This is a genomic window from Pseudothioclava alba, from assembly GCF_033100795.1.
Lineage (GTDB): Bacteria > Pseudomonadota > Alphaproteobacteria > Rhodobacterales > Rhodobacteraceae > Pseudothioclava.
Genome location: NZ_JAWLVI010000011.1, coordinates 1 through 26,426 on the forward strand (window position 1 = coordinate 1; position 26,426 = coordinate 26,426).

At 62.1% G+C, this 26,426-nt stretch carries 30 protein-coding genes; 10 read left to right on the forward strand and 20 right to left on the reverse strand.

Going from position 1 to position 26,426, the window contains the following annotated elements:
• Positions 1-231: 231 nt before the first annotated feature.
• Positions 232-453 (reverse strand): transposase, encoded by a 222-nt coding sequence (locus RYZ20_RS15175; protein ID WP_317674968.1) that lies wholly within the window; start codon positions 451-453, stop codon positions 232-234.
• A gap of 231 nt (positions 454-684) precedes the next feature.
• On the opposite strand from RYZ20_RS15175, the gene leuA reads away from it, so the two are divergent.
• On the forward strand, positions 685-2,370 hold the full coding sequence (gene leuA, locus RYZ20_RS15180) for a 2-isopropylmalate synthase (protein ID WP_317674970.1): 1,686 nt from the start codon (positions 685-687) through the stop codon (positions 2,368-2,370).
• An 831-nt stretch (positions 2,371-3,201) separates the two neighbouring features.
• On the opposite strand, the gene RYZ20_RS15185 is transcribed toward leuA, so the two are convergent.
• Genes RYZ20_RS15185 through RYZ20_RS15195 form a run of 3 tightly spaced genes read right to left on the reverse strand, consistent with a single transcriptional unit; the run spans position 3,202 to position 6,580 of the window.
• Positions 3,202-4,098, reverse strand: a complete 897-nt coding sequence (locus tag RYZ20_RS15185; RefSeq protein ID WP_317674972.1) for a plasmid partitioning protein RepB C-terminal domain-containing protein — start codon at positions 4,096-4,098, stop codon at positions 3,202-3,204.
• Positions 4,095-5,009 carry a plasmid partitioning protein RepB C-terminal domain-containing protein gene (locus tag RYZ20_RS15190; RefSeq protein WP_317674974.1) on the reverse strand — a complete coding sequence of 305 codons (915 nt, stop codon included), beginning with the start codon at positions 5,007-5,009 and terminating at the stop codon, positions 4,095-4,097. The genes RYZ20_RS15185 and RYZ20_RS15190 overlap by 4 nt, the downstream gene beginning before the upstream one ends.
• The gene (locus tag RYZ20_RS15195; protein ID WP_317674976.1) at positions 5,006-6,580 is read right to left on the reverse strand and encodes a recombinase family protein; all 1,575 of its coding nucleotides are present in this window, start codon (positions 6,578-6,580) and stop codon (positions 5,006-5,008) included. The genes RYZ20_RS15190 and RYZ20_RS15195 overlap by 4 nt, the downstream gene beginning before the upstream one ends.
• A gap of 94 nt (positions 6,581-6,674) precedes the next feature.
• Between RYZ20_RS15195 and RYZ20_RS15200 the strand changes: the two genes are divergently transcribed.
• Positions 6,675-7,100, forward strand: a complete 426-nt coding sequence (locus RYZ20_RS15200) for a hypothetical protein (RefSeq protein ID WP_317674978.1) — start codon at positions 6,675-6,677, stop codon at positions 7,098-7,100.
• A 208-nt stretch (positions 7,101-7,308) separates the two neighbouring features.
• On the opposite strand, the gene RYZ20_RS15205 is transcribed toward RYZ20_RS15200, so the two are convergent.
• The 3 genes from RYZ20_RS15205 to RYZ20_RS15215 all read right to left on the reverse strand — a co-directional run bounded on the left by RYZ20_RS15205 (position 7,309) and on the right by RYZ20_RS15215 (position 10,142).
• Entirely contained in the window at positions 7,309-8,961 is a 1,653-nt protein-coding gene (locus RYZ20_RS15205) for a DUF4153 domain-containing protein (RefSeq protein ID WP_317674980.1), read from the reverse strand.
• A gap of 194 nt (positions 8,962-9,155) precedes the next feature.
• A complete protein-coding gene (locus RYZ20_RS15210; protein ID WP_317674982.1) occupies positions 9,156-9,857 on the reverse strand; it encodes an HAD family hydrolase in 702 nt (233 codons plus the stop codon).
• A gap of 3 nt (positions 9,858-9,860) precedes the next feature.
• The gene (locus RYZ20_RS15215) at positions 9,861-10,142 is read right to left on the reverse strand and encodes a DUF3572 domain-containing protein (protein ID WP_317674984.1); all 282 of its coding nucleotides are present in this window, start codon (positions 10,140-10,142) and stop codon (positions 9,861-9,863) included.
• A 114-nt stretch (positions 10,143-10,256) separates the two neighbouring features.
• On the opposite strand from RYZ20_RS15215, the gene RYZ20_RS15220 reads away from it, so the two are divergent.
• Positions 10,257-11,681, forward strand: coding sequence for a diguanylate cyclase (locus RYZ20_RS15220; RefSeq protein ID WP_317674986.1), 1,425 nt, complete (start codon positions 10,257-10,259; stop codon positions 11,679-11,681).
• Here the strand turns inward: RYZ20_RS15220 and RYZ20_RS15225 are convergent.
• The 4 genes from RYZ20_RS15225 to RYZ20_RS15240 form a co-directional block, all read right to left on the reverse strand.
• A complete protein-coding gene (locus tag RYZ20_RS15225) occupies positions 11,678-12,184 on the reverse strand; it encodes a periplasmic heavy metal sensor (RefSeq protein ID WP_317674988.1) in 507 nt (168 codons plus the stop codon). The genes RYZ20_RS15220 and RYZ20_RS15225 overlap by 4 nt on opposite strands.
• A 1-nt stretch (position 12,185) precedes the next feature.
• A complete protein-coding gene (locus tag RYZ20_RS15230; RefSeq protein WP_317674990.1) occupies positions 12,186-12,560 on the reverse strand; it encodes a dihydroorotate dehydrogenase in 375 nt (124 codons plus the stop codon).
• Entirely contained in the window at positions 12,553-13,137 is a 585-nt protein-coding gene (locus tag RYZ20_RS15235; RefSeq protein WP_317674992.1) for an RNA polymerase sigma factor, read from the reverse strand. Before RYZ20_RS15235 ends, RYZ20_RS15230 begins: the two co-directional genes overlap by 8 nt.
• Before the next feature lie 90 nt (positions 13,138-13,227).
• A complete protein-coding gene (locus RYZ20_RS15240) occupies positions 13,228-13,977 on the reverse strand; it encodes an EF-hand domain-containing protein (protein WP_317674994.1) in 750 nt (249 codons plus the stop codon).
• A 173-nt stretch (positions 13,978-14,150) separates the two neighbouring features.
• Here RYZ20_RS15240 and RYZ20_RS15245 point away from each other — a divergent pair, with 173 nt between their 5' ends.
• The gene (locus RYZ20_RS15245; RefSeq protein ID WP_317674996.1) at positions 14,151-14,555 is read left to right on the forward strand and encodes a DUF983 domain-containing protein; all 405 of its coding nucleotides are present in this window, start codon (positions 14,151-14,153) and stop codon (positions 14,553-14,555) included.
• On the forward strand, positions 14,548-15,249 hold the full coding sequence (locus RYZ20_RS15250) for an NUDIX hydrolase (RefSeq protein ID WP_317674998.1): 702 nt from the start codon (positions 14,548-14,550) through the stop codon (positions 15,247-15,249). Before RYZ20_RS15245 ends, RYZ20_RS15250 begins: the two co-directional genes overlap by 8 nt.
• On the opposite strand, the gene RYZ20_RS15255 is transcribed toward RYZ20_RS15250, so the two are convergent.
• The 5 genes from RYZ20_RS15255 to msrB all read right to left on the reverse strand — a co-directional run bounded on the left by RYZ20_RS15255 (position 15,246) and on the right by msrB (position 18,514).
• Positions 15,246-16,145: a DMT family transporter gene (locus tag RYZ20_RS15255; RefSeq protein ID WP_317675000.1), complete on the reverse strand. Its 900-nt coding sequence runs from the start codon at positions 16,143-16,145 to the stop codon at positions 15,246-15,248. The two genes, RYZ20_RS15250 and RYZ20_RS15255, sit on opposite strands and share 4 nt — an antisense overlap.
• Positions 16,142-16,642 carry a lipocalin gene (locus tag RYZ20_RS15260; RefSeq protein ID WP_317675002.1) on the reverse strand — a complete coding sequence of 167 codons (501 nt, stop codon included), beginning with the start codon at positions 16,640-16,642 and terminating at the stop codon, positions 16,142-16,144. The genes RYZ20_RS15255 and RYZ20_RS15260 overlap by 4 nt, the downstream gene beginning before the upstream one ends.
• The gene (locus RYZ20_RS15265) at positions 16,630-16,959 is read right to left on the reverse strand and encodes a hypothetical protein (RefSeq protein ID WP_317675004.1); all 330 of its coding nucleotides are present in this window, start codon (positions 16,957-16,959) and stop codon (positions 16,630-16,632) included. The genes RYZ20_RS15260 and RYZ20_RS15265 overlap by 13 nt, the downstream gene beginning before the upstream one ends.
• A 9-nt stretch (positions 16,960-16,968) precedes the next feature.
• A complete protein-coding gene (locus RYZ20_RS15270) occupies positions 16,969-18,012 on the reverse strand; it encodes an aldo/keto reductase (protein ID WP_317675006.1) in 1,044 nt (347 codons plus the stop codon).
• Between the two features lie 61 nt (positions 18,013-18,073).
• Complete coding sequence (msrB, locus tag RYZ20_RS15275) at positions 18,074-18,514, reverse strand: peptide-methionine (R)-S-oxide reductase MsrB (RefSeq protein WP_317675008.1); 441 nt, start codon at positions 18,512-18,514, stop codon at positions 18,074-18,076.
• A gap of 336 nt (positions 18,515-18,850) precedes the next feature.
• Between msrB and RYZ20_RS15280 the strand changes: the two genes are divergently transcribed.
• The 4 genes from RYZ20_RS15280 to RYZ20_RS15295 all read left to right on the forward strand — a co-directional run bounded on the left by RYZ20_RS15280 (position 18,851) and on the right by RYZ20_RS15295 (position 20,532).
• On the forward strand, positions 18,851-19,192 hold the full coding sequence (locus tag RYZ20_RS15280; RefSeq protein ID WP_317675010.1) for a hypothetical protein: 342 nt from the start codon (positions 18,851-18,853) through the stop codon (positions 19,190-19,192).
• A gap of 7 nt (positions 19,193-19,199) precedes the next feature.
• Positions 19,200-19,712, forward strand: coding sequence for a hypothetical protein (locus tag RYZ20_RS15285; RefSeq protein WP_317675012.1), 513 nt, complete (start codon positions 19,200-19,202; stop codon positions 19,710-19,712).
• 135 nt (positions 19,713-19,847) lie between these two features.
• On the forward strand, positions 19,848-19,982 hold the full coding sequence (locus RYZ20_RS15290) for a hypothetical protein (protein WP_317675014.1): 135 nt from the start codon (positions 19,848-19,850) through the stop codon (positions 19,980-19,982).
• Between the two features lie 232 nt (positions 19,983-20,214).
• On the forward strand, positions 20,215-20,532 hold the full coding sequence (locus tag RYZ20_RS15295) for a hypothetical protein (RefSeq protein ID WP_317675016.1): 318 nt from the start codon (positions 20,215-20,217) through the stop codon (positions 20,530-20,532).
• A 111-nt stretch (positions 20,533-20,643) separates the two neighbouring features.
• Here RYZ20_RS15295 and dnaJ read toward each other — a convergent pair whose 3' ends face one another.
• Positions 20,644-21,789: a molecular chaperone DnaJ gene (gene dnaJ / locus RYZ20_RS15300; RefSeq protein WP_317675018.1), complete on the reverse strand. Its 1,146-nt coding sequence runs from the start codon at positions 21,787-21,789 to the stop codon at positions 20,644-20,646.
• 70 nt (positions 21,790-21,859) lie between these two features.
• Positions 21,860-23,779, reverse strand: coding sequence for a molecular chaperone DnaK (gene dnaK / locus RYZ20_RS15305; RefSeq protein WP_317675020.1), 1,920 nt, complete (start codon positions 23,777-23,779; stop codon positions 21,860-21,862).
• 182 nt (positions 23,780-23,961) lie between these two features.
• Between dnaK and RYZ20_RS15310 the strand changes: the two genes are divergently transcribed.
• Positions 23,962-24,597: an alpha-ketoglutarate-dependent dioxygenase AlkB family protein gene (locus tag RYZ20_RS15310; RefSeq protein ID WP_317675022.1), complete on the forward strand. Its 636-nt coding sequence runs from the start codon at positions 23,962-23,964 to the stop codon at positions 24,595-24,597.
• On the opposite strand, the gene mog is transcribed toward RYZ20_RS15310, so the two are convergent.
• Complete coding sequence (gene mog, locus RYZ20_RS15315; RefSeq protein WP_317675024.1) at positions 24,598-25,125, reverse strand: molybdopterin adenylyltransferase; 528 nt, start codon at positions 25,123-25,125, stop codon at positions 24,598-24,600. It abuts the gene before it with no gap.
• Positions 25,125-26,351, reverse strand: coding sequence for an argininosuccinate synthase (locus RYZ20_RS15320; protein WP_317675074.1), 1,227 nt, complete (start codon positions 26,349-26,351; stop codon positions 25,125-25,127). Before RYZ20_RS15320 ends, mog begins: the two co-directional genes overlap by 1 nt.
• Between the last annotated feature and the right edge of the window lie 75 nt (positions 26,352-26,426).

Below are 26,426 nucleotides of genomic sequence, written 5' to 3' on the forward strand. Positions count from 1 at the left end.
CACGCAATCTGGCAATTTCAGAAGCAGTGTCTGACATGGAAACCATTCACCACAAACGCCAATAATTACCCATAAAAACAGGTGCTTCAATGCATATTACCCAGCCGTTTCAGGCCTTTGCATCCAGCGTGGATTGCGCCAGTCAATATCAATCGTCAATACTGGCGCGGTCGATGCAGGTGCGTCATCGGAGCCGCCAGACGCATCCTCGAGCGGGAGAACGCGCGAAAACTACGGGGCAGAACCAAGCAGCCCATGCTTATGCCGATAGCGCCAATCGTAAAGCTGGGACCGCGAAACACTATGGCGGCGCGCCACTTCGGCCAACGTTACGCCGTCGCCATAGCTTTCCTCAACAATCCGAAGCTTCTCGTCATCCGTCCAGCGGCGGCGACGGCCGGTATCAATGACCGACAATACCTGAATGCGGGGGGTGTCCTCGTGTGCGTCCATAAGGACACTCGATAAACCTTCGCCAACAGCAGCCAGACGGCCTTCCGCGCAGGCTTACGGCTTTACAAACCAACCCCGCTTTTATCCGACACCTCTGGCAGGGGACCGGAATTTCTTTAAATGGATGCCATCAGGGTATAATTTGGCCCTAGATGCTTGCAGGTTCAGCCCATAAAAGGGACATAGAATTGCTTTGGCAGTAAACTGCGCACCGGCCATCCGGAGAGAAAAATGACGTCTGAGTTCACGCAAAAACACATGTTGGCGGCTTCCAAATACGAGCCTTTCGCGATCCTTGATCTGGCGGACCGGAGCTGGCCGTCAAAGCGGATCACGACGCCGCCGATCTGGTGCTCGGTCGATTTGCGCGATGGCAATCAGGCGCTGGTCAATCCGATGGGTCAGGACCGCAAAGAGCGCATGTTCCGGCTGCTGCTGGACATGGGGTTCAGCGATATTGAGGTGGGTTTCCCCTCGGCCTCGCAGACGGATTTCGACTTTACCCGCTGGGTCATCGAACAGGGCGACGTGCCTGCCGATGTCAGCTTGCAGGTGCTGGTCCAGTGCCGCCCCGAGCTGATCACCCGCACCTTTGAATCGCTTGAGGGCGCGCATCAGCCGATCGTGCATTTCTATAACTCTACCAGTGAGTTGCAGCGCCGCGTCGTGTTCGAGAAAGACGTGGCGGGGATCAAGCAAATCGCCACCGATGCGGCCAAGATGATTGCCGATATGGCGGCGAAAGCGGGCGGCGGCTATCGCTTCCAGTATTCCCCCGAGAGCTTTACCGGCACCGAACTGGGCGTTGCGCTGGAAATCTGCAACGCTGTGACCGAGATCATCCAGCCGACCCCCGAGAACAAGCTGATCCTGAACCTGCCCGCGACGGTCGAGATGTCGACGCCGAACCTTTACGCGGACGCGATCGAATGGATGTCGCGCAATCTGGACCGGCGCGACTCGATCATCCTGTCGCTGCACCCGCATAACGACCGCGGCACCGCGATTGCCGCGACCGAGCTTGGCCTGATGGCGGGCGCGGACCGGGTTGAGGGCACGCTCTTTGGCAATGGCGAGCGCACGGGCAACGTCGATGTGGTCACACTGGCGCTGAACATGATGACGCAGGGCGTGGACCCGCTTCTGGATTGCAGCGATGTGAACCGGATGAAGGATGTCTTCGAATATTCGAACCAGATGACCATCCCCGAGCGTCACCCCTATGTGGGCGAGCTGGTCTATACCGCCTTCTCCGGCTCGCATCAGGACGCGATCAACAAGGGGATGAAGGCGCGCCAGAAGGCGAACAAGCCGCAATGGGAAGTGCCTTATCTGCCGATCGACCCCGAGGATGTGGGCCGCTCTTACGAGGCGATCATCCGCATCAACTCGCAATCGGGCAAGGGCGGGATCGCCTATGTTCTGCAGCAGGATTACGGGCTGAACCTGCCGCGCGAATTGCAGGTGGAATTCTCGCGCAAGATCCAGCAGATCACCGACGCCGAAGGGACCGAGCTGTCCGCGCAGGCGATCCACGAGCAGTTCCTCAAGCAATATGTCGATCAGCCGACGGGGCGGATTTCCTTCGTCTCGCATGTCACCCTGCCCGACACCAAGACGCAAGGACTGCGCGTGGTCGAGGCGAAGATCCTTGATAACGGCAAGGAAGTGACGATCACCGGCACCGGCTCTGGCCCGATTGACGGGTTTGTCGATGCGCTGTCGCGATATCTTGGGGTCGAGTTCTCGGTCGAGAATTACTCGGAGCACTCCGTCTCGCGCGGGTCGAACTCTGTCGCCGTGTGCTACATGCATATCTCGCACGCAGACGGCTCCCTCTGGGGCGTCGGGCTGAATGCAAATATCGTGATCGCATCGCTTCAGGCGATTGTCTCGGGCGTCAACCGGATCAGCTAGCTCCGACACTGCCAACTCTGGATGCCGTGACGCGGGTCAATCCCGGGAATGTCGGTCCACAGGGCGCCCTCGCGCGGCCTGCGGGGGGTGCTCTCGCCAATGGCTGAAAGCTCAGTGGCAGGTCACAGTCACTGTCGTCCGCAGCAGATGCTTGACTGTCGCGCGATCCGCGGATTTCTGGAATTCGAGAGAGCAGGAAGTCTTTGACGTTTTCATCCGTCAGGCAAAAGAGCGCCTGTGCCAGCGGAAGCCGTCGAAGGCTATGGCGTGGGGTGCGATCCATCGCCAGCGTGGTTCCGGTTTCGACAGGGAGTGATATTTCACCTCGATCTCTTGGGCGCGACGAATGGTGCCGACGACAGAGCGGAGCGTTTCCGGGTTCACACCACGCACTGGCGTCGGAGCTGAGGCAAAAGACGGAAGGTTGGCTATCCAGGCGTCTTCGCGATTGAGGATCGCCGTCAGCCACGGATCGCAAGTTGGGCGAGGTAGCGGCTTGCGCCCGGTTCAAGAAAGTGGGGTTTGGCGATGTGAGCAGAGCGCTTTTGCGCGGGCAATCGAAAATGCACGCAAGGCGGGAAAGACCGCTCTTCTATGGGTTTGAATAAATTCAAGAATGCAGGCGTGCTGAGTATCCCCTTGCTCAGAACGGCTGCGAAAATCGCAGCAGTTTGAACTACCACGCGGCCGGCGAAACCTCAGCCAAACTGGTGGACCCCGACGGGTTCGCCGCCATCCCCACTGCCGCGATTGATCCGACCCTCCGTCCGGCGCCTCCTGCGGTCCCCGCGCCTGACTCGGGTCCGGGCCCCCATTGGTTCGGCCCGCTGGTTATTCAGCGTCGACCGGTATGACCGCGTCCATCTCGGCAAGGGTCTGAAACTCGGACAGGAACTCAGGGCGCGTCTGCATCAGATACCGAACCACGCGCGCGTTCCCGAGGAGCTTGGCGACGTAGCCGCGCAGCACCGTAAGCTGAAGGTGGTCCTGGCCGTAGGTGTCTTGGATCCGGGTGATCCCCTCCTGAAGCCGGGCAAGCTCCTTCTCCATACGGGCGACCGCCTGCGGTGTGACGCCCTTGATGCGTTTTGGCTTGTTCGCCTCGACCAGTTGCGCCTGCGGCGTCCCTGCGAGGATCGCCGAGATGTAAGCCACGGAGTAGTTGTTGGCGTTCACCATGAGCTCGGCGGCTTCGATCTGGCGCAAGGGGATCATCTTGCGCAGCGTAGTGAACACGGCCGCGGCGCAGGCCTTGTCCTTCAGGGTCGCCACGGCTTCCGGGCAAATGCCGTCGAGCAGCTTGACCTTGCGCTGGATGCTGCGCGGGTTAAGGTCCAGCGCCGCCGCGATCTTTTCCTCGGAGACACCGCGCTCGATCGCTTTCAGGATCATCCGGTGCTCCTGAATAGGCGCGATGCGGCTGATACGCTTGTTGTAGGTGAAGGCCTCGTCGTCGGTGGACACGAGGCATTCGACCTGTTCCTGCCCCAGATCCTTTAGCACTTCGATCCGGACATGTCCGTCGAGCAGCAGCCAGCAGCCGCTGGCATCCCCGTTTCGCACAACAACCGGTGGCTCGACCAAACCGATCTCGCGGATCGACGCTGTGATCTGGGTGTATTTCCGGCTGGACTTGATTGACTTGCTCAGAACCCTGACCGGCAGGATGTCAGCGACCGGAATCGTCACACAGTCGTTTTCGAAGCCGAGCTGAATCTTCTTGGTCATGGCGCGGCTCCCTCGGGGAGGGAACCCTGCAAATAGCCGGGTATGGTCTCCAGACCTTCCGCGGGCAGCAGCGTCACGAAATGGTCGTCCTCAAGGAGGGTTCGGAATGCCTGGCAGATGAACAGCAACCGCCCCTGCGTCAGTTCCGCTTTCTTGATCAGAAGCTTCTGGCGGTCCGCTTCCTTCTGGTAGGCCCGCACCAGTGCCTCGCTCGTCAGCGGCCTCCGATTACGGCCATCGCGCCCGTATGCTTTCGGGGGCATCTTTTTCCCGCGTGCCTCACGCTGTTCGATCAGGCGCCGGGCGGCCGCGAGTTTCTTCCCGCGCAGTTTCTTCTGCGTGTAGGCGTCCATCAGCGCACGCTGCGCGCCTTCGGCATTGGTCTTCGATATGTCGATGGCGAGGTTCAGGGGGAGCAGCCCGGTCTCGACGGCCGTGACCAGCCGCTCTTCGCCGCGCTCCAAGAGGCCAGCAATCATGCCGACATAGTCATGAGAGACGCCGATCTTGTCGCCAATCTGGCGGTCAGAGTAGCCACGTTCGCGGAGCGTGCCGATCTCTCGCATCAGATCAATCGGCCGATGCTGGCGACGCGCGCAATTCTCGACGAGGCTCATGACAAGGCAGTCGGCCTCATCGGCCTCGATGACAATGGCCGGGATGGCTTTCTGCTGCAGCTCGATGAAGGCCTCGAGCCGACCTTGGCCGCAGACGAGATCATACTCCTGCGGATCTGTGCCGACGCGACGGGTCACGGTGATTGGGCGCTTCAGACCGATCTTGGCGATGTTTTCCACCATGTCCGCAAACGCCCTGGGGTTTCGGACCCGCGGGTTGAGAACCCGAATACGGTCTGTCGGGATCAAGGTGACTTCTGTCGGGTGATCGTCTTCTTGTTCCTTTGCCATCATGCAGCTTCCGTCACCTTTTCCCGCCCGGCCAGCGCGTAGAAATCGTCAAGCGTTTCCGCTCGATAGGCATCGAGCCAAAGGCCGTTCTGTTCGGCCATCTTCAACCGCGCGTCGGTCATGTCGATGCTGGGAAGCAGGTAGAAATCGCGCGGCGTGTCATTGTTTTCGTTCATCCGCAGGGCAATCGTGATGTCCGGCACGAGGCCGGTGTCGAGCCGAATATGCCAGCGCAATGAGCCTGCTTCGGTTGCCTGGCAGCGGGCCAGAACAACCGACACCGTGAATTCGCCGTTCACGCGCAGCAGTTGCGTGTCGGGGTCCAGCACCACTTCACCACCTTGGGCAGCCACGCCCGCCGCGATTTCCTCAACGATCCGGGGGTGGGCCGCGCGCAGCGCCTTGTTGATCTCGATGTAGCGGTAGTCCCTCTCCGGTTCATAGCCGATGAGGCGATAAGCGCGCAGCAGGCTGCCAAAGCGGTTGCGATAGGCGCTGGACGAGGGCAGATCGTTCTCTTCGTCGATGATCAGGCCCGACAGGGTGCCCTGCCGTTTCAGGATCGCCCGCAGGGCATCAAGCAGCTCCTCGTCCGAGAAATGGCGGCTCCGGGCATCAACGATTTCCCGCGTGCGCAGGAACAGTGCCTTGGCTACAATGGCTGGATAGGCGCCCTCGGACCGGATCCACATATCCCGCGGATTCACAACACGGCGCTGCTTTAGCTTGAACGACACCTTGTTGAAGACGTTGTTTCCGATGTATTTTTCGCTGGTCAGCACCTGATGGACTGTCGCCCGTGTCCATGGTCTGTCGAGATCGGTGCGGTGACCTTCGGCGTTCAGGATCTCTGCGATCTCGCGTTCCGGCCGCTCCTCGTTGGCGAACATCTCATACATACGCTGGACAACGCGTTGTTCGTCCTCGGGGCCGGGCACCAAAATGACGCGGTCGGTTTGGAGGCTCTTCTGCTCGCCGCGCGACAACTCGCCTTTCGGGTTACCGTGCTCGTCGATCAACACGCGCCGCAGCCCGTAGCCGGCAGCGCCACCCTGACGGTAGCCCAGTTCCACGAGGCGACATTGCCCGGCAAAGACCTTGACCGATAACTCTCTGCTGTATTCGCCGGCCATCACGCGTTTGACGGTCTTCAGAAGGTTGGAGCCGATGCTGCCGTCATTTTCGAACTGCTCACCGCAATAGTGGACCCGGATCCCTGCGCGGGAGCAGACATGCTCGTGATAGGCACCTTCGTCTGCATCCTGAAACCGCCCCCAACGACTGACGTCATAGACAAGGATCGCCTTGAAGTCGGCATGACCGGAGTGAACCTCTGCCATCAGGTTTTGCAGTGCCTCGCGGCCGTCGAGCCGCAACCCGGACCGACCTGTGTCCTCAAAAACGCGCAGGATCTGCAAGCCTCGGGCGGTGGCATAGCTGCGAATGACATCGAGTTGGTTCTCGGTGGAGTACTTCTGGTGATCGGTCGACATTCGCACATAGGCGACGGCTGGCACATCCTTCTCAGGCGGCTCGTCGTTCTTGTTGAAATGTGCCGCCCATCGACCACTCACATTCGTATCCCCTCATTATTCTACGCAAATTCATCGCTCCCGTCGGAATCAACGGTTGAATTCTTCGTGTCCATGTAAAGCGAAGGAGTGTGGAATGTCGTTTCCGAAAAAGGGCAAGTTCTTTCCACGAGAAAGCCGATATAATGGAGAAGCAGGGCAGCCCGCGAATGGCGGTTTTGTTGAAGAAATCGCGGCGGCCTTAAAACGATCGCTTGGAGATAGCCGAGCCGGCGTGAAGACCGTGGCCGCCTGGACGGGGGCAAACGAGAAGACGGTGAAGAACTGGCTCTCGGGCACCTACGGTCCGAGCGGGGCGCACCTTGTCGCGCTGGCGCGCCACTCCGACGAGGTGCTCTTCACGTTCTTGGCCATGGCGGGGCGAGAGGATCTGATGGTTGCTATCAAGCTTGCCGTTGCCGAGCAGGCGGTCGAAGCGCTGCTGGAGGCGGTGCGACAATTGAGCCGCGAGGAACCCGCAGTATCATCATCTGAGCATTTGCTCGGTGGCCGAAAGTTCTGACCCTCAATTCCGGTCTTCGACAGTCTGTCGTTTGCTCCCCTTCGCTACCGTCTTGGGATTGATCGCGAGCTCTCCGCTCAGCGCCGCGATCACTGTATTACTGCCATGACAGCGTGCGTGGTCGTGGCGCTGTCATGACGAATTACGCCATAGTGCGTCCTTCCAGTCCAACGAAAGGATCGCACCATCAGACCGTGGGATCAAACACCTAGTTTTCAGGGGTGCCCGACAGACGCGGCTCGAACAGTGGTAATATCTCGTCCCGATAGGAAATCGCCTGCACATCCAGCGACACGACGGAAACCTCTCCCGCGCGCAAGGCCCGAGCCAGTTCATTCGCCCTCTGAGACAAAGCAAAAATTGCACCGCTCTGTTGCGTCCAGCCCCCCTCTTCGGATCGCGCATAAAGAGCGCCAACATCACGCAACGAGTAGGCTGAATCCATGAAGAACAGCGCCTCACTCCCAGCCACATCGGTAAGGAAATCGGCCACGAAAATCAGGCAAACGCCCGTTTCCCCCTGCCGACACTGCTCCATTAGCTGCCGGTCCGGCGGCAAGAACCCCCACATCTGATCCAGCAATGCCGGCTCCAGCACGGCCTCTTTTGGATAAACCTCCAGTGACGATTTCCAGCCGTCCGGACGCGGCCCCACAGTCTTTGCTTTTATTCGCTCGACCGAGGCAAAATCCCAGCGGTTTCGCGCGCTGTCCAGCGTGATAAGCCGCACCGCCAGATCAAGATTTTCCACCCGCCGCAGGTCGGCTATCCCTGCATCGCCCGCACGGCCCCAATCGAATTTCATCTCGGCAAGCGGCAGATCGTTTACCGCCACTTTCCCCGCCTCGAACCGCGCGATCTGCGAGCGCACGGCGATCTGCTCGGGCGACACCAGCGGCGTCAGCCAGAGCACCGAGACAAATATAATCGCCAGCGCGATCAATATATTGGATTGCCGGATACGCTCCATCCAGCCACCACCGCGCAGCACCGCCCAAGCATAGGCCAGCCCATAGATCAGAACAGCCGCGGCCCCGACGCTCCCCGCTACGCGCACGGGCGTCCAGCCATATTGCGCGACGCGCAGGACAAAAGCGTAAACCGCCAACCCGCCCAGGATCGGCAGGAACAGCGCCAGCGCCTTCACTGCACCTTGCATTAGACGCCCCTGCACCGCGTGATGGTCATCCTGATCAAGCGCGATCGACACAAGCGCGAGCACACCAAGCCCTGTCGCTATCAGCACGCCCCCGGTCGAGAACCCGAGAAACACCTGATCCATTGAGCGCATCAGCGCCGCCGCCACGAAGACGGCGACCACCACGACCACCGGCAGCACCAGAAGGCGCAGCAGGCGCAACACCAGAACCGGCGAGATCATCTCGGCGAAATCGTAGACCACCGCCAGCCCAAGCCCGAAGGCTCCGCCATAGACCGCAGCGACAACCGGCTCGTGGCGCAATAGATCCGAGAGAAACGACAAGCTGACGACCTCGAGCAACCGCCCCAGAATGAACAGCACCCCAAGCGCGATCCCTGCAAACAGCCCCGCTGCAGCGAACCGCACCACAAGGTTCCACGCATCGACAAAGAGGTCGGGGTAGTCATGCAATCCCGCCGAGCCGAACCGCATAAGCGACATCATAAACGGCACCGGCATCGTGCAAACCACCAATAATGCAAGGAAATTCGCCTCGGCATCCATGACGCGGGAAGGCGCGCCGAACTCCAGCCCGGCCCAATAAATCAGCCCGCTTGCCATAGCCGCAATCACAACCGCCCCCTTGAGCGCGCGTGCCGGCCCGAACTCTCCCAGCAGCGCCAGAGCAACGCCCCCCAAAGCCCCCCAGAATACCAGCAAAGCGGGCTGGACCGCAGCAGGCAGCAGGGTCANGGACCGCAGCAGGCAGCAGGGTCAGATCATTCGCGGCGATCGCCCATAGTCCCAAGCCCGTCAGAATGCCGAAAATCAGATGCAGCCAATGCGAACGGTTCATCTTGCCCTCCCGTTTGCGCCAGCTTACGCCCGAGGCAAGCCTTTGAACAAGCAAGAGTTCACAAGCGCGCGCGCTGCTCCAGCCAATCGGCCAGCCCGTCGATGGTCGGCAGCACAACATCCGCATGGGCGCGCAACTCGGTCTCGGTCGCCGGTCCCGTCAGCACGCCAACGGCAACCATTCCCGCCGCCCGCGCGGCCCGCAGATCGTGCAGACTGTCCCCGACCATCGCACAGGCTTCGGGCCTCACCCTTACCGCGCGCGCGAAGGCCAGCAGTTGCCCCGGCGCGGGCTTGGCGCCATATCCGCTGTCATAGCCCGCGATAAAGCTGAAAGCGTCTATCACGCCTGCCCCCTTAAGATGCGCCCGCGCCGAAAGCTCTGAGTCATTCGTCGCAACGCCAAGCGCATAGCCCCGGGCACGCAACTGCCCCAGGCACGCGTCCAGATCCACTGCCGCAATCATCTCGATGTCCGCCGCTGCCGCATCCAGCTCGTCGCGCAAGGCTGCGTGGGTGTAATCGGGCAGGAAGGGCAACATCAGACCGGTCGCCTCGTCCACGGTTCCCGCAATCACCGGCGAGGTCGGATGAAAACGGTTTTCATCAAGATCATAGCCGATCCCCGCTCCGATCCGGCGCGCCAACCCCTGATCGCCCTTGCTCAGGCGATCAAGCTGTTGACCGGCCCACGCGCCCCAGCTTTCGTCAAAACCGAAAAGCGTGCCGTCCTTATCGAATAGAATTGCCTGCAAATCCATCGGTCAGGTCCAGTGCATCTGATCGCCGCCACCCAGAACCGCGCGATCCTCGACCAGCGTCTGCGGCGGGCAGGACAATGCTTCGGCGCACGACAGCACCCAGTCGTCCTGCATCAGAACGAAGTCCAGCACCCCCGCCAGAAATGCCGGATCTCCTGCATTCCGGCGCACATCCTCAAGGCTTGCACCGCTGTTATTCAGGAACGCGTCGAGCAAGCCATCCTGTGCGGCCAGCCAGCCAAGAGCCTGCAAGGCGCGGGTCTGTGCAATATCTTGCCGATCCATTAGCTCCCCCGAAGTCTGGAAAGACTTTGTTAACCTCTTATGTCGCATAAATGAGCCAGAGTTAAAGGTGCCTTAGGGAGTTTGCGTCTAAAGATGTCAGGGAAAGTCCTCATAGTGGATGACGTTGCGACCAATCGCATCGTGTTGCGCGCCAAGCTGCGCGGGGCGCGTTACGATACGGTGCAGGCGGGCACCGCAGCCGAGGCGCTGGCGCGGATCGCAGATTCGCACCCGCAACTTGTCCTGCTTGACATCAACCTGCCCGATATGGACGGGATCGAACTCTGCCGGCGGATCAAAAACAATCCGGCAACCGCAGATATCGCGATTATCGTGCTGACATCCGCGTCGCGTTCCGGCTTGCGGATTGCAGCCCTGCGTGCTGGGGCGTCCGATTTTCTGAACAAGCCGGTCGACGAGCTGGTTCTGCTGGCACGGATGCGCTCGCTCTTGCGGGCGCGCGAAACCGACGAAGAGTTGCGCCAGCGCGAGACCGCCTGCCACGACCTCGGCTTCGAAGAGGCGGCACCCGCCAATATCTCTCCCGCGCGTATCGTGCTGATCCCTGACAGGCCGGAAACCGGCATCACATGGCGCACGACGCTCAAGGCACATCTGCCGGGCAATCGCATCCAGATGATCGACCGCGACGCGGTTCTGGCGGTGGCAGCCTCGGAACCGCCGCCGGACGCCTATGTGATTTCCGCCAATCTGGGCGCCACCGGTGACGGGCTGCGCCTGATGTCCGAACTGCGCTCGCGTCACCCCTCACGCCATGCGGCGATCTGCATCGCGGTCGAGCAGGGGGCGCGCGACACATCTGCCGTCGCACTTGATCTGGGCGCGAGCGACCTGTTGCCGCTGTCGCTCAACTCGATCGAGGCGGCGCAGGAAGCAGCGATCCGCCTGCAGGCGCAGATCGAACGCAAGCGCAAACAGGATCGCCAGCGCGCCCTTGTGACCGACGGGCTGCGCCTTGCCGCGACCGATCCGCTGACTGGGCTGTTTAATCGCCGCTACGCCATTCCGCAGCTTGAGCGGATAGCCGAAAACGCCGAAATCTCGGGGCGTTCCTTCGCGATCATGGCGCTGGATCTGGACCGTTTCAAATCCATCAACGACCGCTGGGGCCATGCGGCTGGCGATGACGTGCTGGTCGGCGTGGCCGAACGGTTGGGGGCGAATCTTCGCGGGATGGACATGATCGCGCGAATGGGGGGCGAGGAGTTCCTTGTCGCCATGCCCGACACCACCCTCGAAGAGGCACAACACGCCGCCCAACGCCTGTGCCGCCTGATCGAAGAAACCCCGTTCCGGCTGTCAAACGGTGGCTCGATTCCGGTTACTGTTTCGATAGGTCTCGCGATGGGCGGCACCGGCGGCGCCCAGCCTCCGGTCGAAGTTCTGATCGACGCGGCAGATCAGGCATTGCTCGGGTCGAAAGCGCATGGTCGCAATCAGGTGCAGCTCTACAACCCGATAAAGCACGGGCATCGCCGGAGTGGGTATCTGCCCCGGCGATCGGCGCTCGTATCTTAATTCCGGTTTGTCGGCGCGCCACCCGTGCGGCCTTCCGGCCCGAACCGGCGCGACCCTTCGCGCAAACGCTCGGCAAAGGCGCGACGGGCGGGCGCATCCATCTGCATGATCCGCTCACGCATCATTCCCGCGCCCATCGAAATCCGCTCAGACATGCGCGCGTGTTGCTGCGCCATCAGCCGGTCATAGGCGTCCGCGTCGAACGGCTCGGCCTGTAGCAGTGCGATCAACGCCTCGCGGTCGGCACGGTCCTGCGCACGAAAATCACGAAAGCTCGCGCCCCGCCGCTCGGCCATCCCGCGCAGCGCATCGCGGTCTGCCCGGTCCAGCGCGTAGCTCATATCGCCAAAGCTCACCTCGCCGATCCGTGGCGGATGCCCGTCATGGCGCAGGATACCGCCGACAACGACCCCCGCCACGATCAGGTTGAGCGTCACCGACCCGATCAGCAAAGCGCGCACCCAGCCGCGCAGTTTGGTTGGTGTTTGCGTGGTTCCGGCCATATCAATTCCCCTCCAGAGCGGCGCTCAGAAATGTGCCCGCAGGCATCAGATCAACCGAAGCGATGGTGGCCTCGGACGCCGCGCCTGGCCAATAGGCGTCGATCCCGCCGACACCGGCGAAACCGATCCAGACGCCCGCCAGAGCTGCCGTCGCCATGCCACCGACCCCGACGATCCCGCCAAACAACGCCGAGAGCGAGGCCCATAGCCCCGGAGCCTCGGTTTTTACCGGCGTGGTCCCGAAGCCCGCCTGCACCCCTTCGGCATCGGCCAGTATCCGCGCCATGAAATCGCCAGAGGGCATCGGCGGCTGGTTGCGGGCCGCATCGAAAAAGGCGTCCAGCCCGAAGTTTTTCTCTTTGCTGTGCTCAGTCATCGCCAAACCCCAATTCTTCCCGCTGGTCCGCCAAGAGCTTTGCCAGCCCCCGCTTTCCACGCGCCGTTAAACTTTCTACGGCCTCGACGCCAATTTCCATCGCTTCTGCGATCTGCGGATTCGATAATCCTTCGATATGGCGCAAAATAATCGCCTGCCGTTGCCGGTCGGGCAGAAGATCGAGCGCCTTTTGCAGCACCGCCGCACGATCCTCGGCAATCATCACCTCCAGCACCGAGGCTTTGCCGTCCTCGATCTCGGGCGCCTCGTCCAGCCCGACACCGCGCCTCTTGCGCAGCCGGTCGGTCGCAAGGTTCGTCACCACCCGATAAAGCCAGGTCGAGACCTTCGCCTCGCCGTTGCGCCACTCGGGGGCAATTTTCCATAGCCGAAGCATCGCCTCTTGCGCGACATCCTCGGCCTCGGCCCCGTCCGTCAGCATCCGGTAGGCAACCCGATAGGCCAAAGGCGCGAACCGCACCGTCAGCGCACGCGCCGCCGCCGGGTCTCCATTGCCATAGAGAACCAGAAGCGCCTCGTCCGAGACTTCCGATAACGCGTCGAATGCCATGCTCATCTTGCCCCTTGGCTAGCGCGAAATCAGGCCGTGCGCAATTCGGCCCGAGGTCGCGGGCGGCCCGTATCACGCCGGACCGCCCGCCCGTGGTCAGTTCCCTTGCGGGGCGTTGCGCTGGAAGAAGGGCATCCAGCCGTTGTCCATCTGCTGGCCCTGCATCATGCGCCCCTGCGGACCGCCGCGCTGGCCCCATTGGCCATCATGATGGCCGCCAAAGCCCTTGCCCTGCATACCGCCGCGCCCACCGTGATCGTGACCGCGCCCGCCCATTTGCCCGCGTGCGCCACCGCGTTGCATCATCTGGCGCATCGCATTGGCCTCGTCGGCACTGATAGCGCCGTCGTTATTGGCGTCCAGCCGGTCAAACAGCGCCTGCGGCGCAGCATGGGTCGCAAGCTCGGCCGCCGACAACAGCCCGTCACCATCAACATCCTGCGCCGCGATCCGCGCGGTCACACGCGCCTTGGCCCGCGCCTCGAAATCCTTGACCTCTTTGGCCAGCAGCTCATCCGCGCTGAGTTTCCCGTCGCCATTCGCATCAAGCCCCTCGACCGCAGCCTTGCGCGAGGCGGCAAATTCCTCGGCCGTGACCGAGCCGTTACCATCCGCATCAAAGCGGGCAAACATATCATTCTGCCCAGCCATCATCCCGAAAGCACCCGGCCCGCCAACCATCGGCACGCCCTGCGCACCCATCATCGGGCCATTGCCCATACCACTGCCATCGCGTGCCTGCATCTGCACGGGCTGCTGGTCCTGCGCGAAAACGGGGGCTGCCGCACCTACCGTGGTTCCCGCCATCAGCACCGCCAGCACAAGGGTTTTGCTCGTCAGTTTCATATCCCGATCTCCTCTTGGATCTTGGTTCCCGCCGGTTTCCCGACCGTTCATACCCCTAGATACGAGGGGGCCGCGCGCTTCCGTCGCGACACACGCATCCGTGAAAACCTGTGGCCGCCCCTTTCCAAACCCCCTGTTCAATGTCTAACTGCGCCCGAGGGAGAGGGAGACCCATGACGACAACCGACTACACAGACGAAGATGACCGCCCCTTTGGCCGCTCGATCCGCCGTGGCCTGATGTGCCGCTGCCCGAATTGCGGCAAAGGCCGGCTGTTGGAAAACTACGCCCGCGTGCGCGATGCCTGCCCCGCCTGCGGAGAGGAATTCCACCATCACCGCGCCGATGACGGCCCTGCCTATATGACGATCCTCGTCGTCGGGCACATTCTGGCGCCTGCGCTGATGGCGACCTATTTCGCCTATGAACCCTCGCCGATGACGATGATCACCATGTTCGGGATCGGCTGCGTCGCGCTCTCGCTGTTTTTGCTGCCGCGCTTCAAGGGGATGATCGTCGCTATCCAATGGTCGCGCCGGATGCACGGGTTCGGCGCAGGGGAAATCGCGCATGACTGAACCTGTGATCGACAAGACCCAGTTGCGCGATGCCTCCAGCCTGATCCTTGTGCGGCGCGACAACCCGAACGGCCCCAGCGTCCTGATGGGTCAGCGCGGCGCGGGTGCGGCCTTTATGCCGTCGAAATATGTGTTTCCGGGTGGCGCGCTGGACAAGGGCGACTGGTCGATCCCGCTGGCGGCCCCCCTGTCTGATACCTGCGCGCGCCGCCTTGCCGCCGAAGCGCCCGAGGGCATCGGTCCGGCGCTTGCGGCTGCGGCGGTGCGCGAGCTCTGGGAAGAAACCGGCCTTCTGTTCGGGCAAGAGGGCGTCTGGCCCGGCCCCGTGCCCGAAGACTGGCAAGGGATGGCGGCCTTCGGCTTTCGCCCCTCGGCGGCGCCCTTGCATTTCATGTTCCGCGCGATCACTCCGCGCGGCCGTCCGCGCCGGTTTGACGCGCGGTTCTTTCTGGCGGATGCAGCCGAGATCACCGGCGACCCCGAGGATTTCTCGCGCGCCTGTGACGAGCTTTCGCATCTGCACTGGGTGCCGATCTCCGAGGCGCGCCGCCTGAACCTGCCCTTTATCACCGAGGTCGTGCTGGCCGAAGTGCAGGCAATCCTGCACGCCTCGGGCGAACATATCGCCCTGCCCGACAGCCTGCCCTTCTTTGACAACGCGGGCGAGCGGGCAACCTTCCGGCGGATCGCCTAGGCGCTTCCCAGAACCAGAACAATCAACGAGCCAACCACCAGCGCGATGCCGAACCCCTCGCGCCGGTGCAGGCGTTCGTTGAAAAACAGGACCGAGGCGATCAGCGTGAACACCATCTCGACCTGACCAAACGCGCGCACATAGGCCGCGTTTTGCAGCGCAAAGGCGCAAAACCAGCCCGCCGAGCCGCCAACGCCTGTTACCCCCACCCAGATCGTGCGCCGCCAGGCGCGCACCACGCGGGTCAGTTCTCCGCGCTCAAAGACGCGCAGATAGAGCCCCATCCCAAGCGTCTGCGAGCACGTCGCGGCCGCCAGCGCCACCATCGCGCGCAGGACAAAGGGCAACGGCTCCAGCTCGACCGTGGCCCCGCGATAGCCGATGGCGGCCACTGCAAAGCCGGCGCCCGCCAGAACGCCAAGCCACGCGCTGCCCCCCAGCAGCCGCCCGCCTTCGGGAGGGCGCGACATCAGCAGCACACCGGCAAAGCCGATGACAATCCCAAGCCAGCCAAGGGTCGACACCGCCTCGCCCAGAATAAGCGCCGAAAACACCGCAACTTGCAGCGTCTCGGTCTTGGTGAAGGCCACCCCCACCGCGAAATTGCGCATCTGGAACAGCTTGACCGTCAGGAAGGTCGCGAAGACTTGCCCCGCACCGCCTGCAAGGACAAAGCCCCAGAACCGCGGCGAGAAATCGGGCAGCGTCTCTCCCGTGCCCGCCAGCAGGGCAATCGCCGCCGCGCTCGCAATCGGCGCACCAAACAGGAACCGCGAAAACGTGGCGCCTCCGGTCGAAAGCCCGCTCCCCGCCAGCACCTTTTGCAGCACAAAGCGCATCGTTTGCAGCGCCGAGGCCACAAGGACCAGCGCAGCCCACAAGAGGCCCGCGCTCATCGTCCGATCTTTCGCAAGTCGTAGCCGTTGAAATCCAGCACCTCGCGGGCTGCGCGGATCAGATCATCGCGCGAGGTTGCCCCTTCGCGCGCCAGCACCACGCCAAAGCTGCCATCCGGCGTGCCAAGCGCCGCCATGCGGTAATCCTGATCGACCCAAAGCACCCAGACCGGCAGTCTGCGATAGGCCTCACCGCTTGCCGCCATACGCCCCCCCGGCCCCGTCACGCGCATCTGACCGGACAGCGCCCGAGGCGCAGCGCCCGCACAATCCACGCCCGAAAGGCGATAGCCGCCCTGCCCGTCAAAGGCCCAGTTCTGCCGCGCCCTCGCGCAGCCCGCGACGCCGCTTTGCACGACGCGCCACTCCCCACCGAAGCGCGCGGGTTCAAACAAAGCAGCCGATGACATCCGGCCCTGTTCGTGCAGCAAGCTTTCAGGCGCAGACCCCACGCAGCCCGCAAGCACCAGCATCAGCGCAAAGCTCAATCGACGCATAATGTCGCCACCATCCCGTAATCGGTCAGCACTTCGTTACAGCCCAAAAGCGGCACCACCGGCGCGCAGGTGCGCGAACGGGCAAGGCAGACGCCCTCGCAATCGCTTTCCTTGCTGCATGATTTATTCGCATCCTTCGGGGTGCGCTCACACACAGCGCGGAACCCGCCCATGACCCAGCGACCGCCGTTTTCCTTGCAGGCCACCCGTTCCAGTTCGAGCCGCGCCTCGCCGACCGGCTCAAGCGTTTTCGGTTTGGGCGCATCGGGCTGACACGCGGCCAAAAACAGTGCCAAGGCTATCAGAATACCGCGCATCGCGCCCCCTTAGAACGGCATAGGCCAGTTACGATGTGCGGCCTCGATCCTGCCGCTCACCTCTTTGGACAGCTCCATATTCGCGGCATCCAGCGAGGCCGCAAGCTGTTTGCACGACACCGCCCCAATAATCGGAATGGTCGGCACGGGGCGCTCCATCGTCCAGCGCACCGCCATCGTCACAGGGTCCAGCCCCGCCTCGCGCGCGATCCCCACATAGACATCGGCCACATCGAAAGCCCGCGCAGAGGCACGCCCGCCCAAATCGGCCACCAGTGCGCGGCGCGAATGATCGGGCGTCACATCGCCTGAATATTTGCCGCTCAGTATCCCCGCAGCCAGAGGCGAATAGGCCAAGAGCGTGACGTCCTCGTGATGGCAGGTTTCGGCCAGGTCGGCATCGAAATAGCGGCACATCAGCGAATATTCATTCTGGATCGTCGCCATGCGCGGACCAAAACCAGCCTCGGCCAGACGCACCCATTGCGACACGCCCCAAGCCGTTTCGTTCGACAACCCGACATGGCGGATTTTCCCCGCTTTCACCAGCTCGTCCAGCGTGGCCAGAACCTCTTGCATATTCGCGAGCGCCGCAGCGGTATCCTGCTTTGACGGGTTGAACCGCCAGACCTGCCGGAAATGATACGAGCCACGGTTCGGCCAGTGCAGTTGATAGAGGTCGATATAATCCGTCTGAAGGCGCCTGAGCGAGCCCTCCACCGCATCGCGCACGCGTTCAGGCGTGATTGCAGGCCCACCTTTGACCGCGTTCGACCCCGCGCCGGTGATTTTGGTCGCAAGCGTCACATCCTGCCGCCGTCCGGTTTTTGCCAGCCAGCTTCCGATGATTTCCTCGGTCCGCCCCGCCGTTTCCAGCCGCACGGGGTTGACCGGATACATCTCGGCCGTGTCGATGAAATCGACCCCGCGATCGAGGGCCAGATCAATCTGCGCGTGACCTTCGCTCTCGGAATTCTGCGTCCCCCAGGTCATCGACCCGAGACAAATCTCCGAAACCTCCAGCCCTGTCCGGCCAAGCCCGATCTTGCGCATATGCCCCTCCTGTTCGCGGTATCGGGCGGACCTTCGCACAGGCAAAGGTGAAGGAAAAGGCCTAGCCCACCGCGTCGATCAGATCGCCATAGCCTTCGTCCTCCATCTCTTCGATCGGCACAAAGCGCAACGCCGCTGAGTTGATACAATAGCGCAAGCCGCCAGCCTCGCGCGGGCCATCAGGGAAGACATGGCCCAGATGGCTGTCACCGTGCTCCGATCTGACCTCGACGCGGGTCATACCGTGGCTTGTGTCTGTCAACTCGCGGATATTTCTTTCGACCAGGGGCCGCGTGAACGAGGGCCATCCGCAGCCGGATTCGTATTTCTCCGAGGAGGCGAACAGCGGCTCCCCCGAGACCACATCGACGTAAATTCCGCGCCGCTTGTTACCCAGATATTCGCCGGTATAGGGCCGCTCTGTCCCGCTTTGCTGCGTGACGCGGAACTGCTCGGGCGTCAGCCGCGCGATCGCTTGCGGGTCTTTTCTATAGCCTGTCATCCCACCCTCCTGTTTCCGCACAGCTAGCAGAGGGCGCCCGAAAGGAAAGGGATCCGCCCCCATTTTCGCAAATACCGAACCAAATCAGCACTCTATCAGAGGCGCATCGGTATGGGGCGACCCGTCAAAAGTATCCCGTGCATAGCCCGCGCCCTGCAATCGCCTGTAGCATGTCGCGGTTAACCAGGAGCCGGACAGATGTTGTCGCAGGGATTTTCCACACATAGCCTACTCTGGCTCGCAGCGATTATATGCGCCGCGGCCATCGGTGGGGCTTTGTCCCGCGCAGGGCAGATCCGCCTTTTTGCGGGCATTGCCGACCTTGTCCTGACCGCCATGATCGCAGCGCTGCCGCTTTCGGTCTTTGCGCTGATCGCCATGCTGGCTCCGGCGGCCCCCGAGGCGCTCCGCGCCTATCTTGGCACGCCTTCGGTCATCGGCCTGCAAATCACCGGCATTGCCCTCGGGCTGGCGATGGCAACGGCAAGCGCGATGATCGCCCTGCGTTCGAACGGGCTGGCGCGGGGAGTTGTGGCAATCGTGGTCAAATTCACCGCCGCGCCCGCATATTTTTTGGCTCTTCCTGTTTTCCTGATCGGCCAGATCACCCGCAACGGCCCCGTTGCGGGCCTCGCCCGTGCCTTGCGCAACGTGCTCGTCCCGAATTCGGCGCTCTGAGGTTTCCATGCAGCCCATTATCCATCAGGCCGAAGTCCTGCGCTCGGGCCAGCGCATCCCGGCCAGCCCCCTCAAAATGGACACCCCCCTACGCCTTGAACCCGACGCCACGGGGGGCATCAATGTCCTGGCCAAGATCGGAGCGGGACGGTTTCTGGCGCGGCGCGAAACCGAGACGCTGCTGGGAACGCTCGGTCCCTCGGCCTCGGACATCCTGCGCCCCGCCCTTCAGCGCGGTGTTCGCCTGCGCGTGCGCATCGTCAACCTGATGCCGGCCTGCCTGTCGGGCAATGGACACGAGCGCGTGTTTCTCTCAGTCTGGGGCGACGCCAAGGAATTCGGGATCATCCGGAACAACCGCAAGCAGATCCTGACGATCACCCTGCCCGAACTGCCCCCCGACGAAATTCTCTCGCCCGAGGCACCACCCATTGTGCCGGAACCGGAGGAACCTGCCCCGTTCCGCATCTTTTCGCGCGCCCGCATCCGTGACCTGCTGACCAGCGCCGATCCGAGCTGAGCGGCGCCTCCGCTTGATTTAAAACTTGCGCAATCACCGCCCGTTTTGCCTGTTTTTCGGGTAAATGCGATTTGATGGCGAGCCGACACGCGGCCTATCTTTACTTCGGCCCGCGCCCGTTCGCTTGCTGATGACATGCCCCAACCCCTCTCGATCACCATTGTCGAAACCGACCCCGCGCGTGCGGCGCTGATCGTCGCGAGCCTGTCCAGAGCGCCCTTGCCGCTGTCCGTGATCACGGTCTCTGGCTGCTGCCATTGCGCCGATTAAGGCACACGTACAGGCAAAGCTTGAAAGCTTTCGGCCCTATGAGCTGGTCACACGTTTTGGTGGCGGTGAGCCTCGATCCTACGTGGGTTGTTTCTGCGGATACTCGGCTGCGTCAGCTCGGTCGACGGTTGGTGGCGTTTTGCAGCCCTGAACTGCTGACAGCAGACGAGATGGCGCTCTTCAAAGCCTATCTGCGTGATAAGTGGTCGGCACCTGACGCCCCCGAAACCGAATGGATGTGCGGTCGGTGCGCCAGCTGCCCGGTTCCGCCGAGGTCGGTGGCAGAATGCGATGGCGGTTCGCCCAGTCCGAGACCGGCATCGGCGGTTCAGCGCTTGCGCATAGCACCGAGCTTGCAGGCTGGTTTCTTGATCAGGTGCGGAAGTTGGCCGGTGACAGCTACGATCTGATGACGAAGGCCCGGGATTTCGATGCCGTAGATCTGGCGGATCAACGCGGGGGTCAGGGTTTCCAGAGTTTGTCGAAAAACGCCTATCTTGGCGCTGCGCGCCAAGATAGAACGTTAACAATCATTCACTTTCGGCCCTGAGGCGACTTCACCAAATTGCGCAGCGGAGCCGATTTTCGGCAGGCGGCAGGATGACCCTGTCGGTGGGGATGCGAGCCGGCAAATTGGTGGTCTGGACCTTCAGGCGCTTTTTCAGTTCTTCATACCATCCCAGAACGTTTTGACCTTCTTGAAGAAGTTGGCGCCAACGGGGTTGTTTTCGGCCTCGATCTTTTCGAATTCGCGCAGGATTTCTTTCTGACGCGAGGTGAGGTTCACGGGGGTTTCCACCGCCAATTCGATCACCATGTCTCCGATGCCGCCGCCGCGAAGCGCAGGCATCCCCTTGCCGCGCAGGCGCATTTGGCGGCCGGACTGGCTTCCGACAGGGATTTTTACCCGCGACCGTCCGCCGTCGATTGTCGGCACCTCGACCTCGCCGCCAAGGGCAGCGGCGGCCATCGACACCGGCACGCGGCAGAAAAGGTTGATCCCGTCGCGCTGGAAGATCGGGTGCTCTTTGACCTCGATGAAGATGTAAAGGTCGCCCGAAGGCCCGCCGCGCAATCCGGCCTCGCCCTCGCCGGCGTGGCGAATGCGGGTTCCGGTTTCGACGCCCGGCGGAATTTTGACCGAAAGCTGGCGCTCGTTCTCGACGCGGCCTGCGCCGTGGCAGCTGCGGCAGGGGTTCTTGACCACCTGACCTTGGCCCGCGCAGGTCGGGCAGGTTCGCTCGACCGTGAAGAAGCCGTTTTGCGCGCGCACCTTGCCCATGCCGGAACAGGTCGGGCAGGTTTGCGGCTCGGCTCCGCCCTCGGCGCCCGTGCCATTGCAGGCCGAGCACGATTGCGAGCCGGGAACGGTGATCGATTTCTGCGTGCCCTTGAATGCCTCTTCCAGCGTCACGCGCATGTTGTAGCGCAGGTCGGCCCCGCGTTGCGCGCGCGAACGGGCACCGCCACCGCGGCCCCCCATGAAATCGCCAAAGAGGTCTTCGAACACATCCGAGAAGGCCGACGAGAAATCGCCCTGCCCGCCGTAGCCACCGCCACGCGGACCGCCGCCCATGCCGCCATCAAAGGCCGCATGGCCGTAGCGGTCATAGGCTGCCTTTTTCTCGGCATCCTTCAGGACGTCGTAAGCCTCGTTCACCTCTTTGAACTGGTTTTCCGCGTCCGGGTTGTCTTTGTTCCGGTCGGGGTGCAGCTCTTTGGCCTTGGACCGATAAGCCTTTTTCAGCTCTTCGGCCGAAGCGCCCTTTGAGACACCCAGAACATCATAATAATCGCGTTTAGACATTGGTCAGCACCCCCTCGGGGGAACGCCGGAGCGGGCCGTTTCGGCAGCCCGCCCCAAAGTTCCATTCACCTTAGCGGCGCTTGTCGTCGTCGCCCATGTCCTCGAAATCGGCATCGACGATATCGTCGTCAACGCCGCGCGGGCCATCCTCGGTATCTACATCATCGGCGTCGCCGGCTTTCGCCTGCTCTGCCTTGTAGATCGCCTCACCAAGCTTCATCGCAGCGTCGGTCAGGTTCTGGATGCCGCCCTTGATCTTGCCAGCGTCTTCGGACTTGAGGGTCTCCTCAAGCGCGTTTGCGGCCAGTTCGATCACTTCGACGGTCGAGCCATCCACCTTGTCGCCATGCTCTTCCAGCGATTTGCGGGTCGAGTGCAGCAGGCTTTCGGCCTGGTTCTTGGCTTCGACAAGCTCTTTGCGGGACTTGTCGGCCTCGGCGTTGGCTTCGGCATCCTTGACCATCTTCTCGATGTCCTCATCCGAGAGGCCACCCGAAGCCTGGATGGTGATGCGCTGCTCTTTGCCGGTGCCTTTGTCCTTGGCCTGAACCGAAACGATGCCGTTGGCGTCGATGTCGAAGGCCACCTCGATCTGCGGCATACCGCGCGGAGCGGGCGGGATGTCTTCGAGGTTGAACATGCCCAGAAGCTTGTTGTCCGCAGCCATCTCGCGCTCACCCTGGAACACGCGGATCGTCACGGCCGACTGGTTGTCCTCGGCGGTCGAGAAGACCTGCGATTTCTTGGTCGGGATCGTGGTGTTGCGGTCGATCAGGCGGGTGAACACGCCACCCAGCGTTTCTATCCCCAGCGAGAGCGGTGTCACGTCAAGAAGAACAACGTCCTTCACGTCGCCTTGCAGAACACCGGCCTGAATCGCGGCGCCAAGGGCCACAACCTCATCGGGGTTAACACCTTTATGCGGCTCTTTGCCGAAGAACTTGGTCACTTCCTCGACGACCTTGGGCATACGGGTCATACCGCCGACCAGAACCACCTCGTCGATCTCGTCCTTCGAGACGCCAGCGTCTTTCAGCGCGGCCTGACAGGGCTTGAGCGAGTTCTTGATCAGGTCGCCCACAAGGCTTTCCAGCTTGGCGCGGGTCAGCTTCATGACCATGTGCAAGGGCGTCCCATCCGTGCCCATGGAGATGAACGGCTGGTTGATCTCGGTCTGCTGCGAGGACGACAGCTCGATCTTCGCTTTTTCGGCGGCTTCCTTCAGACGCTGAAGCGCCATCTTGTCTTTGGTCAGGTCGGCGCCATGCTCTTTTTTGAACTCCTCGGCGAGATAGTTCACGATGCGCATGTCGAAGTCTTCGCCACCGAGGAAGGTGTCGCCGTTGGTCGATTTAACTTCGAACAGGCCATCGTCGATTTCGAGGATGGTAATATCGAAGGTGCCGCCGCCAAGGTCATACACGGCGATGGTCTTGGTTTCTTTCTTATCAAGGCCATAGGCCAGCGCCGCTGCGGTCGGCTCGTTGATGATGCGCAGCACTTCGAGGCCAGCGATCTTGCCCGCGTCTTTGGTGGCCTGACGTTGGGCGTCGTTGAAATAGGCCGGAACGGTGATGACGGCCTGCGTCACTTCCTCGCCCAGATAGGATTCAGCGGTTTCCTTCATCTTTTGCAGGATGACAGCCGAAACCTGTGCCGGAGAGAATTTGTCGCCGCGCACTTCGACCCATGCGTCACCGTTGCCGCCGTCGACGATCGCGTAGGGAACAAGTTTCTTGTCCTTCTCGACCTCGGCGTCAGTCGTGCGGCGACCGATCAGGCGCTTCACGGCGAAAACAGTGTTGGTCGGGTTGGTAACGGCCTGGCGTTTCGCCGGCTGGCCAACAAGGCGCTCGTTGTCGGTGTAGGCGACGATCGAGGGGGTCGTGCGCGCCCCTTCCGAGTTCTCGATCACGCGCGGCTGCGACCCATCCATGATGGCAACGCAGGAGTTGGTGGTCCCGAGGTCAATCCCGATGACTTTACCCATATCAATACCTCTTATTGCGGCGATATAGCGGAGCGCGGACCCGTTGTGGCCTCCGGCCCCTATCCCAGTGGTTTCAGTTCGTGGTCCCTGCACCGGAGGCTGTCCGGTCAAGGCTTCTGGGCGTATATAGGGAGGGGAAAAACGCGCTGCAAGAACCTGTGTCCCCAGAAGATCGCATCAATATGAATGAATCGGGTGATAATTCGGTAATAAGGCCCGCTCCGGTCGAAATCCGGGGCTTTCGCCATTATGCGGCGTGGTTAACGCGCGATGAACAGGCCGCGCTTCTGGCTGATTTGCGCGGGGTTCTGGCTGCTGCGCCGCTGTTCTCGCCAATCACGCCTTCTGGCAAGCCGATGTCGGTGCGGATGACCTCGGCGGGGCGGTTTGGCTGGTATTCCGACAGGCGCGGCTACCGCTATGTCGAGCAGCATCCCTCGGGCGTGGACTGGCCACCGATTCCAGACCGTATTCTGGGAATTTGGACCGCGGTTTCGGGGGTGGTGCGTGCGCCGGAATGCTGCCTGATCAACTATTATCCGCCCGATGCGAAAATGGGGATGCATCAGGACCGCGATGAGGCCGATTTCACGCAGCCGGTTGTTTCGATTTCGTTGGGCGATGACGGGCTGTTCCGCATCGGCAATGAAACGCGCGGCGGGTCAACCCAAAGCCTCTGGCTGCGCTCGGGCGATGTGATGGTGATGGGGGGCGCGGCGCGGCTGCGCTATCACGGGATCGACCGGATTGCGCCTGATACCTGCGCCTTGATGCCCAAGGGCGGGCGGATCAACCTGACGCTTCGGGTGGTGACGTGATTACTTGGCCTTCGGGCGGAAGGCTTTGATTTTCGCCGGATCGGTTTCGATCCAGCCCGCGCCGATCAGATCAAGGCAATAGGGCACTGCGGCGAACACCGCATTCAGGCAGGTTGCAATGGCCGAGGGCTTGCCGGGCAGCGTGATGATCAGCGACTTGCCCGCCGTGCCAGCCGATTGCCGCGACAGGATTGCGGTGGGCACCTCTAGCAGCGAGGCGCGGCGCATTTCCTCGCCAAATCCCGCCAGTTCCTTTTCGACAACGTCACTCACGCCTTCGGGCGTTTCGTCGCGCGGGGCCGGACCGGTGCCGCCCGTCACAAGGATCAGGTCGGCGCCATCGGCGACAAGCTCGCGCAGCTTGGAGGCCACGCTTTCACGCCCGTCGGGGATGATGTGGCGCTCGATGGCCAGCGGCGAGGTCACAACCTCGCGCAGCCAGTCTTCGCAGCCGGGGCCGCCCTTGTCCTCGTACTCGCCGCGGCTTGCGCGGTCGGAAACGGTAACAATAGCGGCCCGGGCGCTCATTACTTCACCCGTTCGTTGCGGGTTGCGATCAGCTTTAGGCGCAGCGCGTTCAGGCGGATGAAGCCTGCTGCGTCCTTCTGGTCATAGGCGCCTGCGTCTTCCTCGAAGGTCACATGCTTCTCGGAATAGAGCGAGTGCTCGGACCAGCGACCCACGCAAACCGCCGAGCCTTTGTAAAGCTTCAGACGGACAGTGCCGGTGACATGCTCTTGCGACTTGTCGATCAGCGCTTGCAGCATCTCGCGCTCGGGCGAGAACCAGAAGCCGTTGTAGATCAGCTCGGCATAGCGGGGCATCAGGCTGTCTTTCAGATGGCCTGCGCCGCTATCAAGCGTGATTTGCTCGATGCCGCGGTGAGCCTCCAGCAGAACGGTGCCGCCGGGGGTTTCGTAGATGCCGCGCGACTTCATGCCGACAAAGCGGTTTTCCACAAAGTCCAGACGACCAATGCCGTGCTTGCCGCCCAGTTCGTTGAGCTTGGTCAGGATCGTTGCCGGGCTCATCGCCTCGCCGTTGATCGCAACAGCATCGCCACGCTCGAAGGTAACTTCGATGTATTCCGGCTCGTTCGGGGCCTCTTCGGGGCTGACCGTACGCTGGTAGACGTATTCGGGGGCTTCAGCGGCCGGATCTTCCAGCGCCTTACCTTCCGACGAGGTGTGCAGCAGGTTCGCGTCGACCGAGAAGGGCGCCTCGCCGCGCTTGTCTTTCGCGATCGGAATCTGGTTCTGCTCGGCGAACTCGATCAGCTTGGTGCGCGAGGTCAGATCCCACTCACGCCACGGCGCGATCACCTTGATCGAGGGATCAAGCGCATAGGCCGACAGCTCGAAACGAACCTGGTCGTTGCCCTTGCCGGTTGCGCCATGCGCCACCGCATCGGCACCATGCTCATGCGCGATCTCGACCAGACGCTTCGAGATCAGCGGGCGCGCAATCGAGGTGCCCAGCAGATACAGCCCTTCATAGACCGCATTGGCGCGGAACATCGGGAACACGAAGTCGCGGACGAATTCTTCGCGCACGTCTTCGATGTGGATGTTCTCGGGCTTGATGCCCAGAAGCTCGGCCTTTTTGCGTGCCGGGTCCAGCTCTTCGCCCTGACCAAGGTCGGCGGTGAAGGTAATTACCTCACAGCCATATTCGGTTTGCAGCCATTTCAGGATGATCGAGGTATCAAGGCCGCCCGAATAGGCGAGCACAACTTTCTTGGGCGCGGACATCAGCATCTCCGGGATTCTTGTTCGGGCCTCGGGATAGTGCGTTTTGTCCTGTATCTCAAGGGCTGGCTTCGGATGTGG

What these genes read in the sequence shown, in the direction of transcription:
- RYZ20_RS15230 (WP_317674990.1), bottom strand. Translation starts at nt 12,560, where the DNA reads ATGACTGAGCACAGCAAAGAGAAAAACTTCGGGCTGGACGCCTTTTTC.
- RYZ20_RS15280 (WP_317675010.1), top strand. Translation starts at nt 18,851, where the DNA reads ATGATCGCAGCGCTGCCGCTTTCGGTCTTTGCGCTGATCGCCATGCTG.
- RYZ20_RS15270 (WP_317675006.1), bottom strand. Translation starts at nt 18,012, where the DNA reads ATGCGCAAGATCGGGCTTGGCCGGACAGGGCTGGAGGTTTCGGAGATT.
- RYZ20_RS15190 (WP_317674974.1), bottom strand. Translation starts at nt 5,009, where the DNA reads ATGATGGCAAAGGAACAAGAAGACGATCACCCGACAGAAGTCACCTTG.
- RYZ20_RS15260 (WP_317675002.1), bottom strand. Translation starts at nt 16,642, where the DNA reads ATGCGTCGATTGAGCTTTGCGCTGATGCTGGTGCTTGCGGGCTGCGTG.
- RYZ20_RS15175 (WP_317674968.1), bottom strand. Translation starts at nt 453, where the DNA reads ATGGACGCACACGAGGACACCCCCCGCATTCAGGTATTGTCGGTCATT.
- RYZ20_RS15295 (WP_317675016.1), top strand. Translation starts at nt 20,215, where the DNA reads ATGGATGTGCGGTCGGTGCGCCAGCTGCCCGGTTCCGCCGAGGTCGGT.
- mog (WP_317675024.1), bottom strand. Translation starts at nt 25,125, where the DNA reads ATGAGCGCCCGGGCCGCTATTGTTACCGTTTCCGACCGCGCAAGCCGC.
- RYZ20_RS15240 (WP_317674994.1), bottom strand. Translation starts at nt 13,977, where the DNA reads ATGAAACTGACGAGCAAAACCCTTGTGCTGGCGGTGCTGATGGCGGGA.
- msrB (WP_317675008.1), bottom strand. Translation starts at nt 18,514, where the DNA reads ATGACAGGCTATAGAAAAGACCCGCAAGCGATCGCGCGGCTGACGCCC.
- RYZ20_RS15210 (WP_317674982.1), bottom strand. Translation starts at nt 9,857, where the DNA reads ATGGATTTGCAGGCAATTCTATTCGATAAGGACGGCACGCTTTTCGGT.
- RYZ20_RS15245 (WP_317674996.1), top strand. Translation starts at nt 14,151, where the DNA reads ATGACGACAACCGACTACACAGACGAAGATGACCGCCCCTTTGGCCGC.
- RYZ20_RS15265 (WP_317675004.1), bottom strand. Translation starts at nt 16,959, where the DNA reads ATGCGCGGTATTCTGATAGCCTTGGCACTGTTTTTGGCCGCGTGTCAG.
- RYZ20_RS15250 (WP_317674998.1), top strand. Translation starts at nt 14,548, where the DNA reads ATGACTGAACCTGTGATCGACAAGACCCAGTTGCGCGATGCCTCCAGC.
- leuA (WP_317674970.1), top strand. Translation starts at nt 685, where the DNA reads ATGACGTCTGAGTTCACGCAAAAACACATGTTGGCGGCTTCCAAATAC.
- RYZ20_RS15185 (WP_317674972.1), bottom strand. Translation starts at nt 4,098, where the DNA reads ATGACCAAGAAGATTCAGCTCGGCTTCGAAAACGACTGTGTGACGATT.
- dnaK (WP_317675020.1), bottom strand. Translation starts at nt 23,779, where the DNA reads ATGGGTAAAGTCATCGGGATTGACCTCGGGACCACCAACTCCTGCGTT.
- RYZ20_RS15215 (WP_317674984.1), bottom strand. Translation starts at nt 10,142, where the DNA reads ATGGATCGGCAAGATATTGCACAGACCCGCGCCTTGCAGGCTCTTGGC.
- RYZ20_RS15285 (WP_317675012.1), top strand. Translation starts at nt 19,200, where the DNA reads ATGCAGCCCATTATCCATCAGGCCGAAGTCCTGCGCTCGGGCCAGCGC.
- RYZ20_RS15290 (WP_317675014.1), top strand. Translation starts at nt 19,848, where the DNA reads ATGCCCCAACCCCTCTCGATCACCATTGTCGAAACCGACCCCGCGCGT.
- RYZ20_RS15200 (WP_317674978.1), top strand. Translation starts at nt 6,675, where the DNA reads ATGTCGTTTCCGAAAAAGGGCAAGTTCTTTCCACGAGAAAGCCGATAT.
- RYZ20_RS15225 (WP_317674988.1), bottom strand. Translation starts at nt 12,184, where the DNA reads ATGGCCGGAACCACGCAAACACCAACCAAACTGCGCGGCTGGGTGCGC.
- RYZ20_RS15255 (WP_317675000.1), bottom strand. Translation starts at nt 16,145, where the DNA reads ATGAGCGCGGGCCTCTTGTGGGCTGCGCTGGTCCTTGTGGCCTCGGCG.
- dnaJ (WP_317675018.1), bottom strand. Translation starts at nt 21,789, where the DNA reads ATGTCTAAACGCGATTATTATGATGTTCTGGGTGTCTCAAAGGGCGCT.
- RYZ20_RS15310 (WP_317675022.1), top strand. Translation starts at nt 23,962, where the DNA reads ATGAATGAATCGGGTGATAATTCGGTAATAAGGCCCGCTCCGGTCGAA.
- RYZ20_RS15235 (WP_317674992.1), bottom strand. Translation starts at nt 13,137, where the DNA reads ATGAGCATGGCATTCGACGCGTTATCGGAAGTCTCGGACGAGGCGCTT.